Origin of the sequence: Phormidium sp. FACHB-592, assembly GCF_014695795.1 — a bacterium.
Lineage (GTDB): Bacteria > Cyanobacteriota > Cyanobacteriia > Leptolyngbyales > Leptolyngbyaceae > Stenomitos.
This window is the reverse complement of sequence record NZ_JACJOZ010000009.1, coordinates 1-20028: the sequence shown is the minus strand read 5'-3', so window position 1 is coordinate 20028 and position 20028 is coordinate 1. Positions and strand designations below refer to the sequence as shown.

General features: G+C 49.5%; 17 protein-coding genes and 1 riboswitch. Of the genes, 8 read left to right on the top strand and 9 right to left on the bottom strand.

Annotated elements, in window-relative coordinates; translation table 11 throughout:
* Positions 1 to 51: 51 nt before the first annotated feature.
* Complete coding sequence (locus tag H6F86_RS00635; RefSeq protein ID WP_190446203.1) at positions 52 to 1941, bottom strand: FecR family protein; 1890 nt, start codon at positions 1939 to 1941, stop codon at positions 52 to 54.
* A 619-nt stretch (positions 1942 to 2560) separates the two neighbouring features.
* Between H6F86_RS00635 and H6F86_RS00630 the strand changes: the two genes are divergently transcribed.
* The 3 genes from H6F86_RS00630 (at position 2561) to H6F86_RS00620 (ending at position 7443) form a co-directional block, all read left to right on the top strand.
* The gene (locus H6F86_RS00630) at positions 2561 to 4045 is read left to right on the top strand and encodes an outer membrane beta-barrel protein (protein WP_190446202.1); all 1485 of its coding nucleotides are present in this window, start codon (positions 2561 to 2563) and stop codon (positions 4043 to 4045) included.
* 387 nt (positions 4046 to 4432) lie between these two features.
* Complete coding sequence (locus H6F86_RS00625) at positions 4433 to 5320, top strand: FecR family protein (RefSeq protein WP_190446201.1); 888 nt, start codon at positions 4433 to 4435, stop codon at positions 5318 to 5320.
* A gap of 179 nt (positions 5321 to 5499) precedes the next feature.
* Positions 5500 to 7443, top strand: coding sequence for an adenylate/guanylate cyclase domain-containing protein (locus H6F86_RS00620; protein WP_190446200.1), 1944 nt, complete (start codon positions 5500 to 5502; stop codon positions 7441 to 7443).
* Positions 7444 to 7481: 38 nt separating this feature from the next.
* On the opposite strand, the gene H6F86_RS00615 is transcribed toward H6F86_RS00620, so the two are convergent.
* A complete protein-coding gene (locus H6F86_RS00615) occupies positions 7482 to 8744 on the bottom strand; it encodes a DNA repair exonuclease (protein WP_190446199.1) in 1263 nt (420 codons plus the stop codon).
* A 230-nt stretch (positions 8745 to 8974) separates the two neighbouring features.
* Entirely contained in the window at positions 8975 to 9646 is a 672-nt protein-coding gene (gene raiA / locus H6F86_RS00610) for a ribosome-associated translation inhibitor RaiA (RefSeq protein ID WP_190446198.1), read from the bottom strand.
* A gap of 196 nt (positions 9647 to 9842) precedes the next feature.
* On the opposite strand from raiA, the gene lipB reads away from it, so the two are divergent.
* Positions 9843 to 10535: a lipoyl(octanoyl) transferase LipB gene (lipB, locus tag H6F86_RS00605; protein WP_190446287.1), complete on the top strand. Its 693-nt coding sequence runs from the start codon at positions 9843 to 9845 to the stop codon at positions 10533 to 10535.
* On the opposite strand, the gene H6F86_RS32675 is transcribed toward lipB, so the two are convergent.
* The gene (locus H6F86_RS32675) at positions 10520 to 10648 is read right to left on the bottom strand and encodes a hypothetical protein (RefSeq protein WP_277881176.1); all 129 of its coding nucleotides are present in this window, start codon (positions 10646 to 10648) and stop codon (positions 10520 to 10522) included. The two genes, lipB and H6F86_RS32675, sit on opposite strands and share 16 nt — an antisense overlap.
* Positions 10649 to 10657: 9 nt before the next feature.
* Here H6F86_RS32675 and H6F86_RS32670 point away from each other — a divergent pair, with 9 nt between their 5' ends.
* Entirely contained in the window at positions 10658 to 10783 is a 126-nt protein-coding gene (locus tag H6F86_RS32670) for a hypothetical protein (protein ID WP_277881175.1), read from the top strand.
* A 170-nt stretch (positions 10784 to 10953) separates the two neighbouring features.
* On the opposite strand, the gene H6F86_RS00600 is transcribed toward H6F86_RS32670, so the two are convergent.
* Entirely contained in the window at positions 10954 to 11829 is an 876-nt protein-coding gene (locus tag H6F86_RS00600; RefSeq protein ID WP_190446197.1) for an alpha/beta hydrolase, read from the bottom strand.
* Positions 11830 to 12763: 934 nt separating this feature from the next.
* Between H6F86_RS00600 and H6F86_RS00595 the strand changes: the two genes are divergently transcribed.
* Positions 12764 to 14023 carry a septal ring lytic transglycosylase RlpA family protein gene (locus H6F86_RS00595; RefSeq protein ID WP_190446196.1) on the top strand — a complete coding sequence of 420 codons (1260 nt, stop codon included), beginning with the start codon at positions 12764 to 12766 and terminating at the stop codon, positions 14021 to 14023.
* A 232-nt stretch (positions 14024 to 14255) separates the two neighbouring features.
* Here the strand turns inward: H6F86_RS00595 and H6F86_RS00590 are convergent, their stop codons facing one another.
* The 3 genes from H6F86_RS00590 to argF form a co-directional block, all read right to left on the bottom strand.
* Positions 14256 to 15479 (bottom strand): class I SAM-dependent methyltransferase, encoded by a 1224-nt coding sequence (locus tag H6F86_RS00590; protein WP_190446195.1) that lies wholly within the window; start codon positions 15477 to 15479, stop codon positions 14256 to 14258.
* A gap of 136 nt (positions 15480 to 15615) precedes the next feature.
* Complete coding sequence (locus H6F86_RS00585) at positions 15616 to 15816, bottom strand: hypothetical protein (RefSeq protein ID WP_190446194.1); 201 nt, start codon at positions 15814 to 15816, stop codon at positions 15616 to 15618.
* A gap of 507 nt (positions 15817 to 16323) precedes the next feature.
* Positions 16324 to 17244: an ornithine carbamoyltransferase gene (argF, locus tag H6F86_RS00580; protein ID WP_190446193.1), complete on the bottom strand. Its 921-nt coding sequence runs from the start codon at positions 17242 to 17244 to the stop codon at positions 16324 to 16326.
* Between the two features lie 354 nt (positions 17245 to 17598).
* On the opposite strand from argF, the gene H6F86_RS00575 reads away from it, so the two are divergent.
* On the top strand, positions 17599 to 17976 hold the full coding sequence (locus tag H6F86_RS00575) for a hypothetical protein (protein ID WP_190446192.1): 378 nt from the start codon (positions 17599 to 17601) through the stop codon (positions 17974 to 17976).
* A 91-nt stretch (positions 17977 to 18067) separates the two neighbouring features.
* Positions 18068 to 18226: riboswitch (Glutamine riboswitch) on the top strand.
* 29 nt (positions 18227 to 18255) lie between these two features.
* Positions 18256 to 18681 carry a hypothetical protein gene (locus tag H6F86_RS00570; RefSeq protein WP_190446191.1) on the top strand — a complete coding sequence of 142 codons (426 nt, stop codon included), beginning with the start codon at positions 18256 to 18258 and terminating at the stop codon, positions 18679 to 18681.
* 294 nt (positions 18682 to 18975) lie between these two features.
* On the opposite strand, the gene H6F86_RS00565 is transcribed toward H6F86_RS00570, so the two are convergent.
* Positions 18976 to 19647 carry a TrkA family potassium uptake protein gene (locus H6F86_RS00565; RefSeq protein ID WP_190446190.1) on the bottom strand — a complete coding sequence of 224 codons (672 nt, stop codon included), beginning with the start codon at positions 19645 to 19647 and terminating at the stop codon, positions 18976 to 18978.
* Positions 19648 to 20028 lie beyond the last annotated feature (381 nt).

Below are 20028 nucleotides of genomic sequence, written 5' to 3'. Positions count from 1 at the left end.
AGGATACTTAATTCTCTTTAATAAGCGCAGATAGGGCTTCGTTAGAGCCGCTTAGTTGGATAATGGTGCCCCTACGCCACCAAGACCTGGCTGTATCGGTACTGATGTTCCAGTTGTTCCAGTCTGAATATCTAGAGTTGTTGGTGCTGGTGTTACTAAGGTTGGAGGGGTAACGATCGGCGTCTGAACTGCTGGTGTTTCCGTAACCGGATTAATTGGTGTTGGGGCTGGCTGCACTACAGGCGTTGGTGGCATCACCGGGTCAGGACGAGGTGCTGGAGCTACAATTGGAGCCTGCGGTGCTGGTGTTGGGTTACCGGGTGGGGTAACGCTAACTGGAGCCGGACTTGCTTGTGACGGTGTTACCGGGTCAGGACGAGGTGCTGGCTGTATTGGAGCCTGCGGTACAGGAGTAGGAGTGGGTGGTGGCGTTACTACCACTGGTGCTGCTGGTGCTGGTCGCTCTGGAATTGGCGGTGCTGCTGTCGGGCTGGGCGGTGGCGTTACCGGGTCGGGACGAGGTGTTGGCTGTATTGGAGCCTGCGGTACAGGAGTAGGAGTGGGTGGTGGCGTTACTACCACTGGTGCTGCTGGTGCTGGTCGCTCTGGAATTGGCGGTGCTGCTGTCGGGCTGGGTGGTGGCGTTACCGGGTCAGGACGAGGTGTTGGCTGTATTGGAGCCTGCGGTACAGGAGTAGGAGTGGGTGGTGGCGTTACCACTACTGGTGCTGCTGCTGGTCGCTCTGGAATTGGCGGTGCTGCGATTGGATCAGGTGGCGGCGTTACTGGGTCGGGACGAGGTGCTAGCTGTACTGGTTCGAGCGGCGTAATTGGGGGAGGTACTGCTGGAATAGGGGGTGTAGGCAACGTTGGGGAAGCGGGGGGAGTGATAGTAGGCTCAGAAGTCGCTATCCCACCAACAGTCCCACTTGAATTAGGTAATGGTAGTGCGATGACGGGCTGCACTGAAAGGGGTGCCGCTACGTTCACGCTTGCATTGTTAGGGATACTAAGTTGGGCTGGCAGCGTAGTTACCCCTGACTGGATAACTTCACTAGGAGATGTAAACGCTTGAGCAGCTGGATTGGCAACGAGAGCTTGTCTAGCTGTAGACAAGTCAAGACCAGACGGAGTAAGCGTTACCTGATTCGCAGGGCTTGGTGTTACCGCCGTTTGAAGACTAGGGGCTGGACTCAGGCTGATAAAAGCAGGATTTTCAGACACCTGACCAATAAGGGGAGCCTGTTCTCTAACAGCTTGAGCCGTTTCTGCCTGCACTGCGGCGATACCAGGATCAGCGCTTGGTGTGGCGTTGCGTAATGGTAAATCCAGATCTTTAACTAACTCACTGGTCTGGTAGAAAGTGTTCAGATCAAAGTTGTAAACCTGGACAATCTGGTCTTGAACAATGACTGCCATTTGTCCCGCTTTCAGCGTTTGAGCCTGCGGGTTTTGTTTGTTTGACACTTCAATACGACTGTTGGTAAGCGCTCCAACGATCGTCGTGTTGGTATCCTCGTTGTAGCGAACAAAGAGCGCCGAACCACGTATGCCAGCCGCTGCATTCGGTGTACGAACGTTTGTCCGTCCTTGACCAGGGGGAATCAGCAGCAGAGCTGTGCCGTTGCCAAGGTAAAAATTGCGGGTGCGAGGGACAAATTGAAACAGTGCCCGTTCGCCAATTCGTGCTAAAGAATTGTCGTTAAAGCGTAACTCTGCAAAAGACCGACGAGCCGTTGCCAGAGAATCACCGGGGGTCATTGTGTCAGCCTTTTGAGCAGCCCGAGTAACCCGATTTTTTAGGATGATCTGCACTTGATTGCGAAGTGCCTGCACTGTAGCTCTAGTCAAAGGGGTTTCAGCACTAGCAACAGGCGGCAAAGCCAGTATGCCAGTACCAAATAAGCTCAATGCGATGATCAGGGAAAATCTGCGAGACATAATAGCTCCAAGCATTCAGCGATCGCATTCTGGCAGCGGCACTTTAGCCACTTAATCAACCATTCGAGCTGCTGTTCCTTCATTGATATAGGGTCAATACAGTGGTTTTTGTTTGCAGTCACTTAACCCAACATCTGCATTTGTAGGACTAGAACCAGCCAATCTAAAGCTAGGGCTCTGAAACTTGCTGATCTAAAAAACTCTGTAGTCTAAAGGGTTACTACTCTACAAAACATTTTTGGCACCAGGCTCAACAGACTCAAAAGGAGTATTTTTGGGGTTTAAACAGATTTGCGTATTTTCTCGTAGACATTTTTTAGTGTACGAGCGTGCCTTAATTAAAGCAAGTGTAAAGCGATCTGACTACAAGCTTACTTTTCTTATATTAACAATATGTTTAACGCTCGAATAATCCCCAATTCGGGCGATGGCAGAAGGGCGATTTCGACAGCCTAATAACTTAGGTTAGTAAAATTTTTTCTAAAAATTCAGTCTACCTCTAGTGTTAAACGCACAAGAGTTACTATTACCGGGCTTAAATAGATTCAGTAGTTCTACGGTTCCTGATTTGCAGACTCGTCACTCACCGACCATTTTGAGGCTTTGTTTACCCCCCCGCTTGGCAACCTGGCAACAACTGATCATCTGGAGCAGTGTCTTGCTTAGTAGTCCAGCCTGGTCTACGCCCCAACCCCCTACATATCCCACGCTCGATACTGACGCTGTACCAATGGCGCCTCAAGACTCGATCGCAGTCGTCTCGCCACATTCGTCACGCCAGTTGCCGACCGCCACTGCTTCATCTCCAGTGGCTTTACCGCAGTTGGAGTGGTCTACGCCCCAACCCTCTTCTATACGCTCCACGCCTGATACTGACGCTACACCAAGGGCGGGTCAAAGCTCGATCGCGGTAGTCTCGTCACGTTCGTCTCGCCAACTTCCGCCAGCCACTGCTTCATCTCCAGTGGCTTTACCGCAGTTGGAGCAACCACACGCACAACGTAATCGAGCCGCAGCACTTTTGCCGCTCCAACCTGTGCAAGATAGGCTTGCAGCCGAGACCGCTGAATCTGTTACCTCCTTCGCTTTTTCTGAGCCAACAACAGTGATGGAGAAGGCACTGGCTGGGGTGATCGCCCAGAGTAACAGCCCCTCCTTGGCGCAAAGTGACAGCAACCCGCCCACTTCCGTTTTCAATGATCCTGAGCTGGGTGTGCTGCGCTTGCAAGTGCCCAAAACTCAGCAATCTGGGACTTCAGCAGACGGGACTTCAGAGCAACAAGCACAGACAGCAGCACGATGTGCATCGGGAGTTGCACTAGACCCAGAACTTGGTTGTCTGCCGATACAAACAGTGCAACCCCCACCCCCATCCCGGCAACCACTGGTCTACCTTGTTGGTCGCCTCGACTACTTTAGAAGCAGCAACGTTTTCTCGGCGATCGATCCGGTCGATGATGGCTTGTTCAGACCTGGTTTGACTCTTTTTACAGCACCAGCATTAGGGCGCAATACCTACTTTATTGGTGCGATTGACGGCAATTTGATTCGGTACAACACGCAATCCCAAATTGATTACAACGAGCTACAGTTCCGGGCTGGCATTTTTCAACGGCTGTCACCAACCATGTTTGGTGAAATTGGTTGGACTAATCAGCAGCTTTTTATTGCAGGCAGCAAGATTCCAGGGTTGCCGATCGGAACACGCTTTTTAAACGATCATGCAGTTCGGCTGGAGCTGAGTCGTCGCGATCAGCTCAATAAACGACTCTTGCTCAGTACGTTTTACCAACTGCGGCTAAGTTTCGCTGACCCCGACAGTCGATCGCGGGTACTCAATTCCTTTATTGCTTCACTTAGCTATAATGTGCAGCCCAACCTCCAGGTCGGACTTGACTATCAATTTGCGCTAGCGAACTTTACAGCCATCAGGCGAGACGACGAATATCATCAGTTGGCGGCTCGCCTGACCTATACAGCGTTTCGGAATACACAACTAAATATGTTTGTTGGCTACAGCTTTGGCAATTCTACTGACCCAGCAATCGAGTTTAACAGCCTGATCTTGGGAGTGAGCCTTTCGGTAAATTTAGGGCTTTTTTGAGAACAACTGCTGATAGGGTGCGTCTACATAGGCAAGTGTAGTTCCGTCGTTAACGAAACAAGTTTTTACAAAGATAGGTTAGGCTTTGGCGGTGAATTAGCTCAAGACTCTCTGGAATTGCTTTGCATGGCTCAGTAGAGAGAGTCAGGTAGTGCCTTTACGCATTCGCCGTGAGCTGTCTTTTTAATAAGCAACCGATCAAGCACCAGACTGCTTTTCTGCAAGGACATTCCTGCAAGGGAAAGTGACAGAAAAGGTGAGTAGTGGAAAGCAGGCATTATGTCCCACCTCATGTCGTTGCTGTAATGGTGTTGCTAGCGATCAATCATCAGGGGAATCTACCTTCATGGATCAACTTGTTAAAGGTAGTGCTCCGGAGTCGCTTTTATGTTGACTATTTCTAAATTGCGTGGTGTTGAAGGCAGACCAAGCCGCCTTCTGCTGGTCTTTGTCTGTACGTTGTGGTTTGTAGTAGTTACTCAATCGTCGATCGCGGCTCAAGCTTCTACAATCAATCAAGCCAGAATTACTCAAGTGCTAGACAGCCCCCAGGTGTTCATCCAAAACAGACAAGCAAAGGTTAATGACTCTGCAAAAAGAGGGCAGCGCGTTCGTACTGGCAAAGCACGGGCACAGCTTACATTTAACACGGGCGCGATCGGGCGCTTGGCGCAAAACTCTGTCTTAACTGTTGGGCAATGTGCTCGTCTCCAGCAGGGTGCGCTGTTAGTGAACGGCGCCATGAATGGGTGTACTGCCTCCGTTGTTGCAGGCGTGCGTGGCACAACTTACGTGCTAGAAGCGAATCGTGGCGACACAGGCATCAAAGTTTTGGAAGGAGAGGTGGTAGTGTCACAGCGGCAAGAACCAAATGATACTGAACCGACTACGGGCAACAAACAATTCTCTCTGCCTTCGGCGCTGCCAAAACTGCCGTCCTTTCCCAAAAATCCTGCTTCCAAACCGTTGCCTAAACCTCTGGAGACGATCGACATTCTCCCCACGGAAGCAAAGCAAATTGTGCTGAAAGCAGGTGAAAAAGTTACCATTAGCGCTACTGGAGCCTTAGGACTGGTCGAAAAGCTGACCCAGGGAGATTTCACTAGCCTTCTGACGGGCAATCTCTTTAATGGGTTTACTAATCAGCTACCCGGCATAGCAAAAATCCAGGCAAGCTTTCAGCAGTTGTTTCCAGGCGTGCCGTTCCCTGTTCGCTTACCGAGCCTTCCTACTCTCAGGCTGCCAATTCGTTTGCCGTTTCGTTTACCGTTTTAGAGGTGGGGGGAGAGAAGGTAGAGGGCAGAAGGCAGAAGACAGGAGGTAGGAGGTAGAAGGCAAAAGCTGAAACCTTATAGCTAATTGCTCAACCAACTCAAAACTCTTCCACTCCTTCACTCTTTACCCCTTTACTCCTCCCACCCCTTCACCTTTCTACCTCTCTACCCGCATCACCAATGACTCAAACAAAACGCCGATGGAGGGTGAGCCCTGCCACGATCGCGCCTGTGCTCATCATTAGTTGGGCAGTCACAAGTGCGATCGCTACGGGGTTTAACTTTCGACCGCTGGTGCTGTTGGAGTTGCAGACTCAGGCGCTCTTTTTTCGGCTGAGGGGTGAAGTAGCGCCGCCACCAGAGCTTGTGATTTTGGCGATCGACGACGATTCACTAACACGGGGGCGAGATGCTAAGGAGTTGAAGGAACTAGCGTCAATTCGCTCTTGGCCTTGGAGGCGGACTGCTTATGCAGAGGCGATCGATAAAATTATGGCAGCAGGCGCTCGATCCGTTGCTGTTGATGTGCTGTGGGATTTGCCAAGCGAACGTCCCGCTGATGATCAGCGTCTCCAGCAGACTCTAAAACGCTATGCTGGGCGCGTGACGCTGGCAGCAATTCATGCTACGTCCGAGAGCATTGGGGGTGGTTTAGATCAATTGGTTTATCCCGATCCCATGTTTCAAGTTGACCCTAAAGCGATCGGGCTTATCAATTACTCGCCGGAGCCAGATGGACAGCTTCGTCGCTTTGCTAGTGTGTACCTTAACCAGATTGATGCCGACTTGCGACAGTCAAAGTCCGACCTGCTCTCGTTTGATGAAGCGAGCTTACAAACATCAAAACTCCCGTTTAACGCACCAAAGGGTGACTATATATTTTTCTACGGTGGTTCAAATACGTTTGCAATTGTTCCGTTTTGGACCGTACTCTACCCTCAAAACTGGGAACGGCTGAAGCAGGAGCAAATCTTCAAAGACAAAATTGTCTTGATAGGACCGACGGCTGCCTTTTTACAGGATATTCACCCGACCCCCTTTGGCGATCTTTCTGGTATCGAAGTGCATGCTAACGCGATTGCCACCTTGCTAGAGGATCGGGCGATCGCTGAGGTTATGCCCGATCCAGCTTGGCGTGGTTTCTATCTGTTCCTTGCCCTTGCTGGCATCGGGCTAGCGATCGGTCAAGTCTCAAAACGGACAACGCCGCGCTTTGTGCTGGCGATCGTAATCGCGGGTGGCTGGTGGCTGGTGGGTTATGCCAGCTTTGTCTATGGCGGCTTGATTCTTCCCGTGGCGGCACCATTCCTCGCGATCTCGCTCAGTGGGCTTTTCTATCTCAGTACAGGAGCCGCCAATGACCAGCTTGAAAAACTACGCCTGCGCCGTACGTTAGAGCGCTACGTTGCCAAGCCGATCGTGAAAGAAATTCTCAGCCAACCGGAAGACTTCCAGGCGTTGCTGCAAGGGCGCAAGCTCAATGCTGCCGTACTTTTTTGCGACATTCGTGGCTTTACTACGCTGTCCTACAAGCTACCGCCCGAGACATTGGTGTCTCTGCTAAATACTTATCTCAATGCGATGGTCGAAGCAGTTGCCGCTGCCAGTGGCACGATCGACAAATTTATTGGCGATGCCGTAATGGCAGAATTTGGCTCCCCAGTTTCCTATGGTGAAGAAACGGATGCCATGAATGCGATTCGGGCAGCGCTGGGAATGCGACAGGCGTTAGCAGCCTTGCGATCGCAGTGGCAGCAAGAGGGCAAAACCTTGCTTTATCACGGCATTGGTATTAGCTATGGAGAAGTCATTGCTGGAAACATTGGCTCACTCCGCCGCTTGGAATATACCGTTATTGGCGATACGGTCAATGTTGCCAGCCGCGTTGAAGGACTGACCAAAAGTTTTTGGACGGATATTTTGATCACTGACGCGCTCTACCAACGGGTACAAGAGCACGTTGAAGTTGTGTTTGTGGGGGAACATTTGCTGCGTGGACGAGAAGATAGTCCTAGTCGTCTTTACAGTTTGATTGGGTTAAAGGGAGAAGCACCCACGCTCTATCATCAGGTTCACGAAGAATTGCGACGCTATTTGGGCTACATAGAAGCGACAGAATCTTGAGGCGATCGTATTTTAAGCGTGTAGTCGTCCGCCTCTCGTTAGCTCTTTGACTCTTGCAAAAGGCTTTGTACAAATTGATAAAGGTCTGCCTCTGATTGCCCCTGCTGCTGTTGCTCCTTCAGGTCAATTAAGCCTTGTGCCAGTTCGGTTGCCTGCTTTTTATAGGTGTTGTGTGCCACCAACAGATCGAGAAAGACCTCACGCTCAACCTGGCAGCGATCGGCTTCGTCAGTGATGTGAGAGGCGTAGGCAACCGAATCAACGTTGTACCGCAGTAGAAAAATCAGTGCGCCTGTCAATTGCTGCAACTGCTGCTGAAGTTTGCGTGTATCCAGTTCCAAGCGATCGAACGCTACCTGACCTTCAAGGCGTAACTCGACAATGGGCGCATCGGCAGCACGGATTTTACCCGACTGCACGGCTTGCTGCACTGTTGCGATCGCCATCTCTTCCAGTTCTTCTAGGCTTTCTTGCCCGCGTGCCGTTACCTTCAGCCGTACGATCGTTCGTTGCGTGTAGTCTTGTTTCAACTCAGCATGAATGCCCGATGCGTCTAGCGACACCAGATACACACCACGATCGAACTGACTTTCTTCCACATTATTTGCTTCGACAGAACCAGGGTTAAAAATCCAATCCTCCACAACGTAGTTTTTGTGGATGTGCCCCAGCGCAAGATACTCAACGCCGGCCTCTTTCAACGGCAGCAAATCGTTATAGCGCAACGCACCGTGATAGCGAGCAATCTGTCCTTCTAGTCCGTGGTGAAAAAGCATTACTGTATGAGCTGGAGCGGGAGGAAGGTCTTTGATCGCTGTAGCGAGAGAGGCGATCGCCGTCGGAGCCGATGCGCCATACCAGCAAGACCCTAAGACTCGCACACCGCAAGCCAGATCAATGTAGCCACCGCGCTTCGTTTCCCAGTCCCACGGTTCATACAGTGCGGTGCCATTTGCAGTCGTTGGCTCTAGCAGTACCAGCAAACCCCAATCGGATAAGTAGCGCAGCCAGCTTGTTTTGGTGCCATAAGGTGTGTTGTCGTGGTTGCCTTCGATCGCCAGCACTGGAATGCCTGCTTCTTTCAACTCTTGCAAGCAAAGCTGTGCCTGATTAAGAATGTTTGGCTGAATATGTCGATGCTCAAACAGATCGCCAGCCAGCACGACAAAATCAACCTGGGGTACGATCGCATACTGATACAACGCATCCTGAAACGCTAGATAAAAATCTTTGGTGCGCTCTTTGCTGTCATACCGATCAAACCCTAGATGAATGTCCGAAACATGAAGAAAGCGCGGCATGGCGATCGAGCGTTGGTTGTCAGAGCCAGTCTAACTGATTGTCTGTAGAGCGGCGGTCGCTTCTGACCGATCACACTACCTGTAGACCTGGTGCTATATAACATTGCTAAATGAAGAAACCACTTAGCGGACTTACTTCTGACCCTGATCACATCCTGATCAAATTGCAGTCAGAAACCGTTAAGTGGTTCAAAGAAGGCTTAGTTTTTATTTAGGTAGCAGCAAAACGCCTAAATAAAGCTGGCTTGAGGCACATAGTCATGTGCTTGCTCATCGTCTGCATCATTAGCGTGAGCTGTCTTACCATTCTTGCCATTGTGCGTGTGCCCGTTACCCTTACGCGGCTGAATCACGCCGTAGCCACCATGATTTCGTTCATAAATGACGTTGATTTCTCCCGTTTCACTGTTCATGAACATATAAAAGTCATGATCAACCAGCTCTAACTGCTCTAGTGCTTCCTGTGGAGTCATAGGAGGCATTGCAAAATATTTCGTTCGCACAACCTGACCCGGCAGTTCTGGCGATCGATCCTGCAGCAGATCTGCCGCTACTGGCTGATCACTCAAAGCCTCTGCTGTTTTCACAGGGGCGTGGCTCTGTGCCTGACGTTTCTCCTTATATTTACGAAGCTGGCGACTAATCTTATCGGCAACTAAATCGACGCTGGCGTAGAGGCTCTCGCTGCCTTCTTCAGCACGGACGATCGCACCATTAACATAGATAGTGACTTCAGCCGTTTGCTTAGAGTTGATCCGTGGATTTTTAGCAACTGACAAATGGACATCAACTTCAGTCGTTAAACTTTGATAATGGCTGACCGCCTTTTCGATCTTGTTCGTTACATACTCACGTAATGAGTCAGTAATTTCGATGTTTTTGCCCTGGATAACAAGCTTCATAAACGAGCTTCCTCCCCTGAAAAAGTGGGTTATCCATTCACCCTACCACTTTGTATTCTGCACGACAGTAGCCGTTAGAATGCTTTGCAACCTGTGATAATTCTTGATTAGGGTATGTGTTCTTTAAGCCAAAATTACGTTACAACCCCCTTGTTTTTTGCATGAATTTAAACCAGTGATCCAATCTGAGCCAGTAATAGTTTCTGCGGGGCAGTCCTTTAAGCGTCGCCATTGTCATCTATATAAAAGGAGTATTGTGCCGTATACGACGGCATGGGCATGGCAGCGATCGCTGGTAGACGATCGTCGGCACGACTCTCAGCTTGATGATGCACTGCTGCTGCTCGAACATCCGCCCACCTATACCTTAGGTCAAGGTGCTAGTCCTGCCTTTCTCAAGTTTGACCCTGCTCAAACCGCGTGGGATGTGCATCGTGTAGAACGGGGCGGCGAAGTAACCTACCACTGTCCCGGACAACTGGTTGGCTACCCTATTCTCAATCTGACTTACTATCAGAAAGATTTGCACTGGTATCTGCGTCAGCTAGAAGCGGTAATCATCCACGTCTTAGCCTTCTACGGGCTTAAAGGAGAGCGACTACCAGGTTTGACGGGTGTATGGGTAGACGAGCGCAAAGTCGCAGCGATCGGCATCAAAGTCAGTCGCTGGATTACTATGCATGGCTTTGCGCTCAACATTTGTCCTGACCTGAGGGGCTTCGATCGCATTGTTCCCTGTGGCATTCCTGACAAAATGGTCGGCTCACTGGCACAATTTAGACCAGCAATTCAATTTGAGGCAGTGCGAGATCAGGTGGCGATCGCCTTTGCTCAAGTATTTAATGTCGCACTAATTGAACAACCAGGAGACCCTCAAGCGCGCTGCTGAATCAACGTCTCGACAATCTCCACGAGCCGAGTGATATTTTGCTCTTGCCGTTTCGCTGTATCAGACTGCTGCTGCGTCAACTCCTTCAGTTCAGCAAAACTTGTCGTCACCACTTCCGTCAGGTGCCCAATCTAATCTGTCAACAGGTCGAATTTTTTGATGTTGGTGATGGAAACCTTGCTCGATCGCCTGCTTTTGCTGTTGATTCGATTGAGTTAATTCAGACGTTGCCTGTACCAGCACAGTGAGTAGCTGTTGCGTTATAGAATTTCCGCCCTCGTTATGCATATATCCCACCCAAGCCCTGTAAGAGCTTAATCCAGGCATAACAGGAACGAAGAGACAAACTTACCAACGCTCGATCCAACACAATTGTCAACACTGGAACAGAACAGCAGTGGCTTGATCGTCCAGCCTCTTATTGCCGCAAAAAGGTCAACAACTCGCGGTTTACTGTTTGTGGCGCTTCCTGCTGAATCCAATGTCCGCAATGAGGCACCAGCGTCAGCCGAAACGGCGCTTGAACCAGTTGGTCTAGTTCCTTAATTAAATTCTGGCTTAGGAGCGAATCTTCTTCCCCCCATAAAACTAAGGTAGGCGCAGTCACAAGGGCAGGTGTACGTCCAACGTCCTTCAACCAATTCCAGGGCGAGAGCATCTGGCGATAGTAGCTCAACGCAGCAGACAATGCCCCCGGTTTCTCCAGGGCTGATTGATACAGCCTCGTTTCTTCGTCAGAGAAAGCCCCCTTCCGAATTGCCTGCCCTTGAAGCAGGCTTCTCAAAAATTCCTTCAAATTTTGCTGAATGAGCCACTCTGGAACGCCAGGAACCTGAAACGCAAGTACGTACCAACTGCGGCGGAGTTGATCTAAATTGCTTACCATTTCTTGCAGGAAGCGCTGAGGTGGCGCAGCACTTAAAATCGCTAAACGGTTGAGATATTGAGGAAATTTCTGTGCTAGATGCCATGCGATCGTGCCGCCCCAGTCATGTCCCACAATATGAGCGCGTGCGTACCCCAACCCTTCGATCAAACCTTGAATATCAGCGCTGAGAGTATCTAAGTCATAGCCACTAGCTGGTTTATCCGATTCGTTATAACCACGCAGATCAGGCACAACAACCTTAAAGTGACGGGCTAACGCTGGGATTTGAAAGCGCCAGGAGTACCAAAACTCTGGAAACCCATGTAGAAGAATTACTAGATCACCTTCTCCTTGGGTCACGCAGTGCAGGCGAATACGATTTGTTTCAACAAAATGATGTTGCCATTCAGAAGACAGCGCAGTCATAGGGGCGTTTTGGTTAAGTGCGATCGAGGTGGGTCATAGAAAAACTACGGTGGTAGCAGTAGCAGTGCAAACCCTTCTCTAGCTAGGGTTTCTCCCTTAAACTCACCGTCACTGCAAACACATTTAAAGCCTAACACCTGACACGCTTTGCCAACTAGCGTAATCACCGATACAGCAGAAATACGGGCGATCGTCTAGTTAATCTGATGCGGCAGATGCATAGCTTCTCGACCTTGCATAAACAAGCCTGCAATGCTTACACAAACTAGCCGATATAGATTGATACCAGTAGGAAACTTAGTGCCACACTGGCTGAAGCTCTAGATGCAACGTGACAAAGTAAAGCAGCAAAAAAACATTTACAACTATCACCACGAGCATTAGTCACGCTCATCTCCCCCTACCTGATTCGGGGACAAGCTACACCTTTTTATAAGCACTGTGGCTTACTCGTTGGAAACGTGTTGTAAGCCAAGACGCAATCGCGTGTGCCATCAGTTCAACCTGAACATGCAAGTCCCAACAGGTAACTTAGACCATAGCAGCTTTGCCTCTTGCAGCCTCTTGCACGATAACCCTTTGGATGCTAGGAGTAAAACCTTTCACTTTCCGCTACCTCATCCTGCTATCGGGTGATTTAAGTCACAAGTTTATGAAGTTAGCGTAAAGTTTTGATGAAGTGCTCGAATTGATGTCAAACAGCGAAACATCCTGTAACACTTGCCTACACGGTTTTTTTACCTAGACAACAACCGTCATGCTGCAAGTGTCTCTGTTAGATCCCTGATCCCCAAAGCAAAAACTTCGTGATAGTCTGTTGCAGTTCTGACCTAAGGAGTACCTACGAAACGAGTACGAGCTACAAGACATGTCAATCAAGAGATATTTCAACTCGCTCTAATCTCGTCTGATCTTGCCCTTCACACACGGATGTATGAATCAAAAAGTTCTTAGTGGTCTAACTGCCACCCTGTTTATGGCAACGCTGGGTACCCCGCTGGCTAGCAGCGCTAACCCAATCGGCACGGTTGACCCAGTTGTTGAGGCAAACCCTAACCAAGCCTCCACTCATACTGTGACCCCTGAGCCAGCCTCAATTAACGCTGCTGTCAAAGCTGATCCACAGCCCTCTCAAGCAGAGCAACAAACTGACGAAGCAACTGCTTCTGACCAAACGTCGGCTCCAGATTTGACACCAACACGTGCAGTTGTGAAGCTAGGTGAACAGCTTCAGCCATCAACGGTTGCCAGCGCTGAACGCGAGACGATCGCTAAAGTCCAGGCACATGACCTAGCAGGGCGCAAAGCAGCAACCCTCTACGTCCGCAACATACCCGTCCTGACCTTAACTGGCTCTAATAGCGCGTCGGCAACAACGGTCAAAGCACCATTAGTGAAGATGGGAAGCCGACAAACAGACGCTACCGAGAACGCGATCGCCACTGCCAAGTCTCTCAACAGTGCTGATAAATCTTCAGCCACAACAGCAGAAGCTGCCGCTCAATCTAGCGAAGCAATACAGGCGAATGCCAACGTTGCCCAGAGTGATCCAGTGCTGAGAGCTGCCGCGATCGCCGCCAAAATCAATCAACTCAACCGAGATGGCGTGGATGCTAGCACCATCACCGTTAGCTGGAATGCTCAGTCGAGCAAAGCGACTGCAACAGACGAGCGGTATGTCATCAAAGCAGACAAAACTCTGATTGCTGTGATTGATGCCACCACAGTGTTACCAGATACAACCCGCAGCCTGGAGAAAGATGCACTTCAAGCAGCTAATCGCCTCCGACGGTTGCTCGGCAATGCTTCTCCTCTAAACAGCGTGACTGGGAAGCCAAACAACTGGTCGCAAGTTGCTGTAGGTGCCATTCGGCAAAAACTGAGCGGTATGGCATCGTGGTATGGTCCAGGCTTCCACGGTAATCCTAGCGCCAGTGGCGAACGTTTCAATCAAAATGCAATGACAGCCGCACACCGTACGTTGCCTTTTGGGACAAAAGTAGTAGTGACCAATATTAACAACGGTCAATCGGTAGTAGTCAGAATCAACGACAGAGGTCCTTTTTCTGGCGATCGTGTCATTGATCTGTCGGCTGGTGCTGCTCGTATGTTAGGACTCATTCAATCTGGTGTTGCGCCAGTACGCCTTGATGTCCTAGAAAACTCTCCAAGAGCCATTACAGCAGGCAACTAGAGCAGCGCATCAGTTGTAGGAATTGTAGGGCGAACCACAAACTAGCAGAAGCAATCTACATATGGCGACTCAACTCGATTCGCTAGGTTGATTCTGATTGTATTTGGTTGGTATGAAGTAGTAGCTGTAACATCTTGTGTATAGCTATCTTAGGCTTTCATATCTGTCGCCCTACCCCACCAATTACTTAGCTTGAGTTCAGCCGTTGTCTGTATCACTTACTTGACTCAATTTAGCTTGCTGGTACGGTTAGTCCTTTAAGCGAATGGACACTTTCAGAACTGGTAAGCCCTTTAGCTTGCACTAGCACACCAAAGTTTCCTAAGCCCATTGGGTTAATAAGGAGATGTAAGGCATCCCGTTGCCGTAGCGCGGCTTGGATGTCCTGCATAGTGCTAGCGGTAGACTGACTAAGCGCTGCCATACGATCGCCTAGCCCCAATGCCATTAAAAAAAGGCTTTGCTGCGTGAAGCCAACTCGTTTTAACCCACAGACCGCACCTTGCTGCTCTAGGGCAGTGAAATCAACGTGCGCCGTGATGTCTTGCTTCCCAATATGGATGTAGGGATTGGAATGGTGGGTGTGCTGGTAATAACATTGCAGCGTGCCCTGGGATCGCGTAGGGCTATAGTAACGAGCGCTCGTGTACCCGTAATCGATTGTAAGGACGTACCCCCGTTGGAGCCGCTCGGCAACAGTTTGCAGCCAGTCTAGCGCTGCCAGATTAACTTCACTGCGATAGCAATCAGGATACGGCTTAGCGGTTAAAGCAATACCAATACGTTCAAAGTAGGCTGCTAGCCGGGGTGTCGATAGTTCACCAGTCACTTCGCTAAAGTAAGGGGTATTGTTTTCGCCCTGCGTCGCCGTGACGTAAATCTCTTGTAACTGTCCTGATACCAACGAGATTTGATGTACTGGGAGAGCATCGACCAGCTCGTTAGAAAAAAAGCAGCCGACGATCGAGTGGGACGGTAGCGCTTCAAGGCTGCTCCAGCGAAGTTGAACATCAAGATCTTTTAGTGACATTGCCTGCCGCTGTTGTTCAGCAATAAGTGCGGCAGCACGCTCAACAATGATGTATTCGAGCGATCGTACAAAAGTTGGATGGCGATGCTGTAAGTAGCGGAGGATATCAACAGCTAATAATCCTTGACCAGCACCCATTTCGACCAAGGTAAAAGGCGTTGGACGCTGCATGATTTCCCACATCTGGACAAACTGCTCGGCTAGCAATTCGCCAAAGTCTGCACCGAGGTGAGGTGAGGTGAAAAAGTCGCCCTTAGCGCCGATCACGGCAGCATTGGTAGCGTAGTACCCATACTGTGGGTGGTACAATGCCAAATCCATATAGGTGGCAAAGGTAAGACGCTGTTGAGAACTCTCGGCAATTTGTCGAGCGATTAAATTGCCGAGAGCAGGGTTGCTGTCTTGTTCATCCAACTGTGCTGCCATAACCACCACCAAGAGCGGTCTTTATTTTGACACAGGCGAGCCATGCGATAGCATAAATAAGCCGTTGCCCGCAGACAGCATTCACAGTCATTCAATTGTTTCAACACTACACTCCAAAAATGGCACGAAGCGATCGCTACGATTCAGCTTGAGCTGCAAAGTTGCTCTCTCCAGAATCAAAGGTAATCGTAAACTGAGCATAGGGTTGAGACTGGTTCAAAACCTTAAGATAGGCTTCAGCGTCCGGGCGACGACGAAACCGCGTAATCGTGAGATGCTTTAAGTTGGGCAGCAGCTTGTGAACGACCCAGGGGGTCAGTTGATGTTGGTAGGTCATTATTTTCTTAGTGGCTAATGGTTTAACGCCTGGAGAAGGCTTCTAAGAGTGAGGTTATGGGCGGAACTGATGACGCTTAAGTAAGCGTCAAACTAGTTGACCGAACGTCCTGACAGACCCATAAACGCTACCTGTAGAATTATTCCCTCAGGTTCTCTACTATAGATAGCGGTTAATGCCTCAAACTGCAAAGCATTTTACAAAATGAGATGTTTTTTGGTACGAGCCTGTGCAATCGTGTGACTGCCGTACATTTATAGAGCTAACTTGCAGGGCAAGTTGCCTCAAGCGAAATACTGAAAGCGCTAGGACAACAAACAAAACTGTCTGCATTCGGATAACTGGCAGCAGGGTGGCTACAGATAACATTTGTAAGAAATAACGACGCGCAGATAGTCAGTAACCGCTTCTTACCAACTGTTAGCATACAGCCTATGACATCATGATGCCTCAAAGCTTCTTGCGGTGTATGAAAGCGTTCCTTATCTACTTTTAAATGACATGGCTTTATGCAACTCCCAGCAAGCTAGCAAGTAGTGCTTTCTGCGCGTGCATCCGGTTTTCTGCTTGATCCCAGACACGAGACTGCGATCCTTCAAGCACAGCATCCGTAATTTCTTCGCCACGATGGGCAGGCAAACAGTGGAGTACGATCGCCGCCTGATCCGCATCGCTTAAAAGCTGCTCACTAACCTGGTAGGGCTGAAAGATTGGTACGCGAGTTTCTGCCAGAGCTTCTTGCCCCATACTTGCCCAGACATCGGTGTAGATCACTTGCGCGTTTTTGACTGCCGCGATCGGATCGGTTGTCACAATAACTTCAGTTTTGCCGTTAGCGATCGCCTGCGCCTTTTGCACGACGACATCAAGAGGACGATACTCTGGTGGTGACGCAACCCGCACATTTACACCTGTCAGCGCACAACCCAGCATAAGCGAATGCGCCATATTGTTTCCGTCGCCTAGATAAGTCAGTGTTAAACCTTGGAGAGAGCCGAAAGACTCCTGCATTGTCTGCAAGTCGGCAAGCACCTGACAAGGGTGTTCTAGATCAGTGAGTGCATTAATGATGGGGATTTTGGAGTAGCTGGCAAAGGCTTCCAGGTCGTGCTGGTCAAAGGTACGGACGGCAAGAATATCGAGGTAGCGATCAAGTACCCGTGCTGTATCAGACAGTGGCTCACCGCGACCCACCTGCGTCACATTGGGGTTTAAGTCCAGCACTTGACCGCCCAGTTGGTACATGGCAGCTGAAAAGCTAACGCGAGTGCGGGTAGACGCTTTGTAAAACAGCAGCCCCAGGATTTTTTCGCACTTTGGTTTGAGGGTTCCCGCTTTCAATTGAGTTGCTAGAAGCAGAATGTCCTGTAGTTCTTCTGCTGTTAAGTCCGCCAGACTAAGCAAGTCACGTCCTTTCAGTGCCCCCATTCCGTTTCCTTCTCCAAGATTTTCTTCAAAACCGTACCAGATCTATATTCGTTCGCCTAGTAGCCCACTAATTTTATTTTGACGAAGCAGGCATTGTTTCAGAGTTTCTTTGGAGATCTTTCCAGAAAGTTACAAATCACCCAAAAGATTGTTGACAAAACACTGATTACTTTCACAAAAAAGCTAGGTCATAAACTTCTGTTTGTTCTGCTTCAAGCTTTCTACGGTTTAGACCTATTGTCTTTCAAACTATGTCAGCAAACGCTGAAACTGTAGCACTCAATACAGAAAAAATCTTATAGTTAGAAATGCGGAGTAAAACCGTATCAACTTTATATTGCCGAGGCTCTTTCAATGACTAACGTATTACAAACTCATGACCGTCGCTTAAATCGGCATCAAGACAGCATCATGGCATCCCTCGCTCATCGTTTGCAGGTAGCAAGAGCCACTAATAATGCCCGTTTAGTTGCACTCTTGGAGCAAGAGAAACAGCAGGTTGCGCCAGTACGATCGTGTGACGTAGCACCATCGCCACAAAGCTGGTGGCTAACCACTGTGCAGCGTATCACGCAAGGACTTTTTGGTGGAGCGTCCCTACAGGTCTGTGAAGTGGTAGATGGTAGCGATCGCTGGTGGGTTGCCTCTGACCCAAGAACCGGACAAGTTGTTTACGCCGATTCTGAAGCAGAAATGCGCCTGTGGATTGAAGAAAACTATCAAGGTCGCTGAATATACTGATCGCAGTTAGGCAAGGCGAAATGTTAGGAAAGCAAAATATTGTTTGTTCGTCCTAACAATTTTGTAGAAAACATTACTAGAAATCGTTCATCTCTCTCTTTATACCCCCTTTAAATTCAATTGTTAGGTAGGTCATATAGCCAGCCCAGATCATTGTGGAAGCAGCACAAGGTTGTAAGGCTACTTGCTATCGCTGTTTAGGGAGGGACGGAAGTAGGGACAACACCCGAAGGAACGCGCTTCATTCTTTTAGAGAGTACATGGAGCGTCATGATGAAAACGCAATGGCAACAATACAAAGAATTAGAGTTGCTCCCTGACAATGTGGCAGCACCGCAGACGATTCACTCGCCTCTTATGGCTGCGTTCGATCGACATTGGCGAGCGTGGCTCGATCAGCGTGCTAGGAAGCTTGATCATGAGTATCAGGTGGAATATTTAGAGCGACGGTTAACGTTAGTATGTGGGCGATCGACGACCACCGCTAACATATGGCGCAAGTGCTGGAGCCTCCTTAACACACCCCTCCAGCTCCAATCCTACCGCTCTACTCATTCTGAGCCAGAGATCCGGCGCACCTTGGATAAAATGGGTCAATCCTGGTGGCACGTTTATGACCCACGGACGGGTCGTACAGTTTATTTAGAATCTGAAGCGGATGTGCAAGTTTGGCTTGATGAGCGTCTTTATCACTAGCAGTAAGCTCTCAACGGTGATCTTTAAGCCATCATTGAACTGATCATGCCCGTCTCTAATAAATTCTTTGTAGATAAGTAGCTAGGTGTAATTATTTGTCAGACGCATTGAGACTTCACGTTCGACTAAGCGCCCTTCGGCTTGAGCGCTCTGGTCGAGAGCTCAAGCCGAAGTCTCAATCCCTTTTGTGTGAGCGGGTTGAGCGCAGTCGAAAGCCGGTCTCCAAGTGGTGCTTAATTTAGCCCTCCTACTTGGATGTGCAGCGGCAATTAAGAAGCGCTGCGATCGCCCACACTAACCTTCGATGAAGTCAATCATCTCGCGCATGGAGCCGGGTTTAGTCACTACCAGGATGGTTGAACCTGCTTCCAGCACTGTGTTGCCGTTAGGAATTGCCAGTGCCATGTGTGGATGTGGTTGATAGCCGATAATCAGTGAACCGGACGGAAAGCGCCGATCTTGCGCGATTTCGGCCACGCTGCGATCAACCACATTGCAGTTTTCTGGCACGGCTAGCTTCAGCACCTCAATCTGTCCTTGCTCAAAATGCATCATTGATTCCACCTGGGGATATTCGATCGCATTTGCCATCGTTGAAACCGCCAGGTCGATCGCGTTAACAACGTGCGTTGCTCCAGCAATGCGGTATGGCTCTGTGAAGTCTCGATGCCGCATTCTGGCAAGGATGTGGTGCACGCCGTTGTGCTTTGCCAGCATAATCATTGCCAGATTTAGAGCATCGTTTCGCAGTACGGCTGCCAGTGCATCTGCCTTACGAATACCGGCTTCGAGCAGCACTTCTGTATTAACCGCACTGCCTTCAAACGCCATCACGCCAAGCTGTTCGCGGGCATAACGGCAGGCATTCGGATCAATATCAATCAGTGCTACGGTGTGCCCCAGGTCTACTAATCGTTGCGCCAAACCTAAACCAACTAACCCTGCACCACCAATAAGTACGTACATTGCTTCAATTACGCTTTTGCATGAAGAAATTTTGGCATGGTTGGATGCCATGCCGAGCCGATCGTCAGCTCACTGGCAGTTTAAGCTTCTACTAAGTAAATGGTCATAAGTAAACAGGGCTTTTCGTAGGATGGGTTAGCAATAGCGTCACCCATGCTGCTCAAGGATTTGATGCGTTACGGTTACGCCCTTTAGCGAAACCATGCCGCAGGCTTTACACATCCTACGTTTAATTAGGGTGACCTACTTAGTGATAGCTAAGAAAGTGTTTGTAAATGCTGGTTAAGCAGGTTTCAAGTTCCTCGTTCGTCGGTTGTTTGTTAACCGCCTCAGCATCAACCGAATCATGACCACATAAACCATGCCTTCATGATTTTCAGG

Excerpts from the sequence above, each read along its gene's own strand:
- H6F86_RS00635 (WP_190446203.1), bottom strand. The coding sequence starts at position 1,941 with ATGTCTCGCAGATTTTCCCTGATCATCGCATTGAGCTTATTTGGTACT.
- H6F86_RS00625 (WP_190446201.1), top strand. The coding sequence starts at position 4,433 with ATGTTGACTATTTCTAAATTGCGTGGTGTTGAAGGCAGACCAAGCCGC.
- H6F86_RS00620 (WP_190446200.1), top strand. The coding sequence starts at position 5,500 with ATGACTCAAACAAAACGCCGATGGAGGGTGAGCCCTGCCACGATCGCG.
- H6F86_RS00615 (WP_190446199.1), bottom strand. The coding sequence starts at position 8,744 with ATGCCGCGCTTTCTTCATGTTTCGGACATTCATCTAGGGTTTGATCGG.
- raiA (WP_190446198.1), bottom strand. The coding sequence starts at position 9,646 with ATGAAGCTTGTTATCCAGGGCAAAAACATCGAAATTACTGACTCATTA.
- H6F86_RS00600 (WP_190446197.1), bottom strand. The coding sequence starts at position 11,829 with ATGACTGCGCTGTCTTCTGAATGGCAACATCATTTTGTTGAAACAAAT.
- H6F86_RS00595 (WP_190446196.1), top strand. The coding sequence starts at position 12,764 with ATGAATCAAAAAGTTCTTAGTGGTCTAACTGCCACCCTGTTTATGGCA.
- H6F86_RS00590 (WP_190446195.1), bottom strand. The coding sequence starts at position 15,479 with ATGGCAGCACAGTTGGATGAACAAGACAGCAACCCTGCTCTCGGCAAT.
- H6F86_RS00585 (WP_190446194.1), bottom strand. The coding sequence starts at position 15,816 with ATGACCTACCAACATCAACTGACCCCCTGGGTCGTTCACAAGCTGCTG.
- argF (WP_190446193.1), bottom strand. The coding sequence starts at position 17,244 with ATGGGGGCACTGAAAGGACGTGACTTGCTTAGTCTGGCGGACTTAACA.
- H6F86_RS00575 (WP_190446192.1), top strand. The coding sequence starts at position 17,599 with ATGACTAACGTATTACAAACTCATGACCGTCGCTTAAATCGGCATCAA.
- H6F86_RS00570 (WP_190446191.1), top strand. The coding sequence starts at position 18,256 with ATGATGAAAACGCAATGGCAACAATACAAAGAATTAGAGTTGCTCCCT.
- H6F86_RS00565 (WP_190446190.1), bottom strand. The coding sequence starts at position 19,647 with ATGTACGTACTTATTGGTGGTGCAGGGTTAGTTGGTTTAGGTTTGGCG.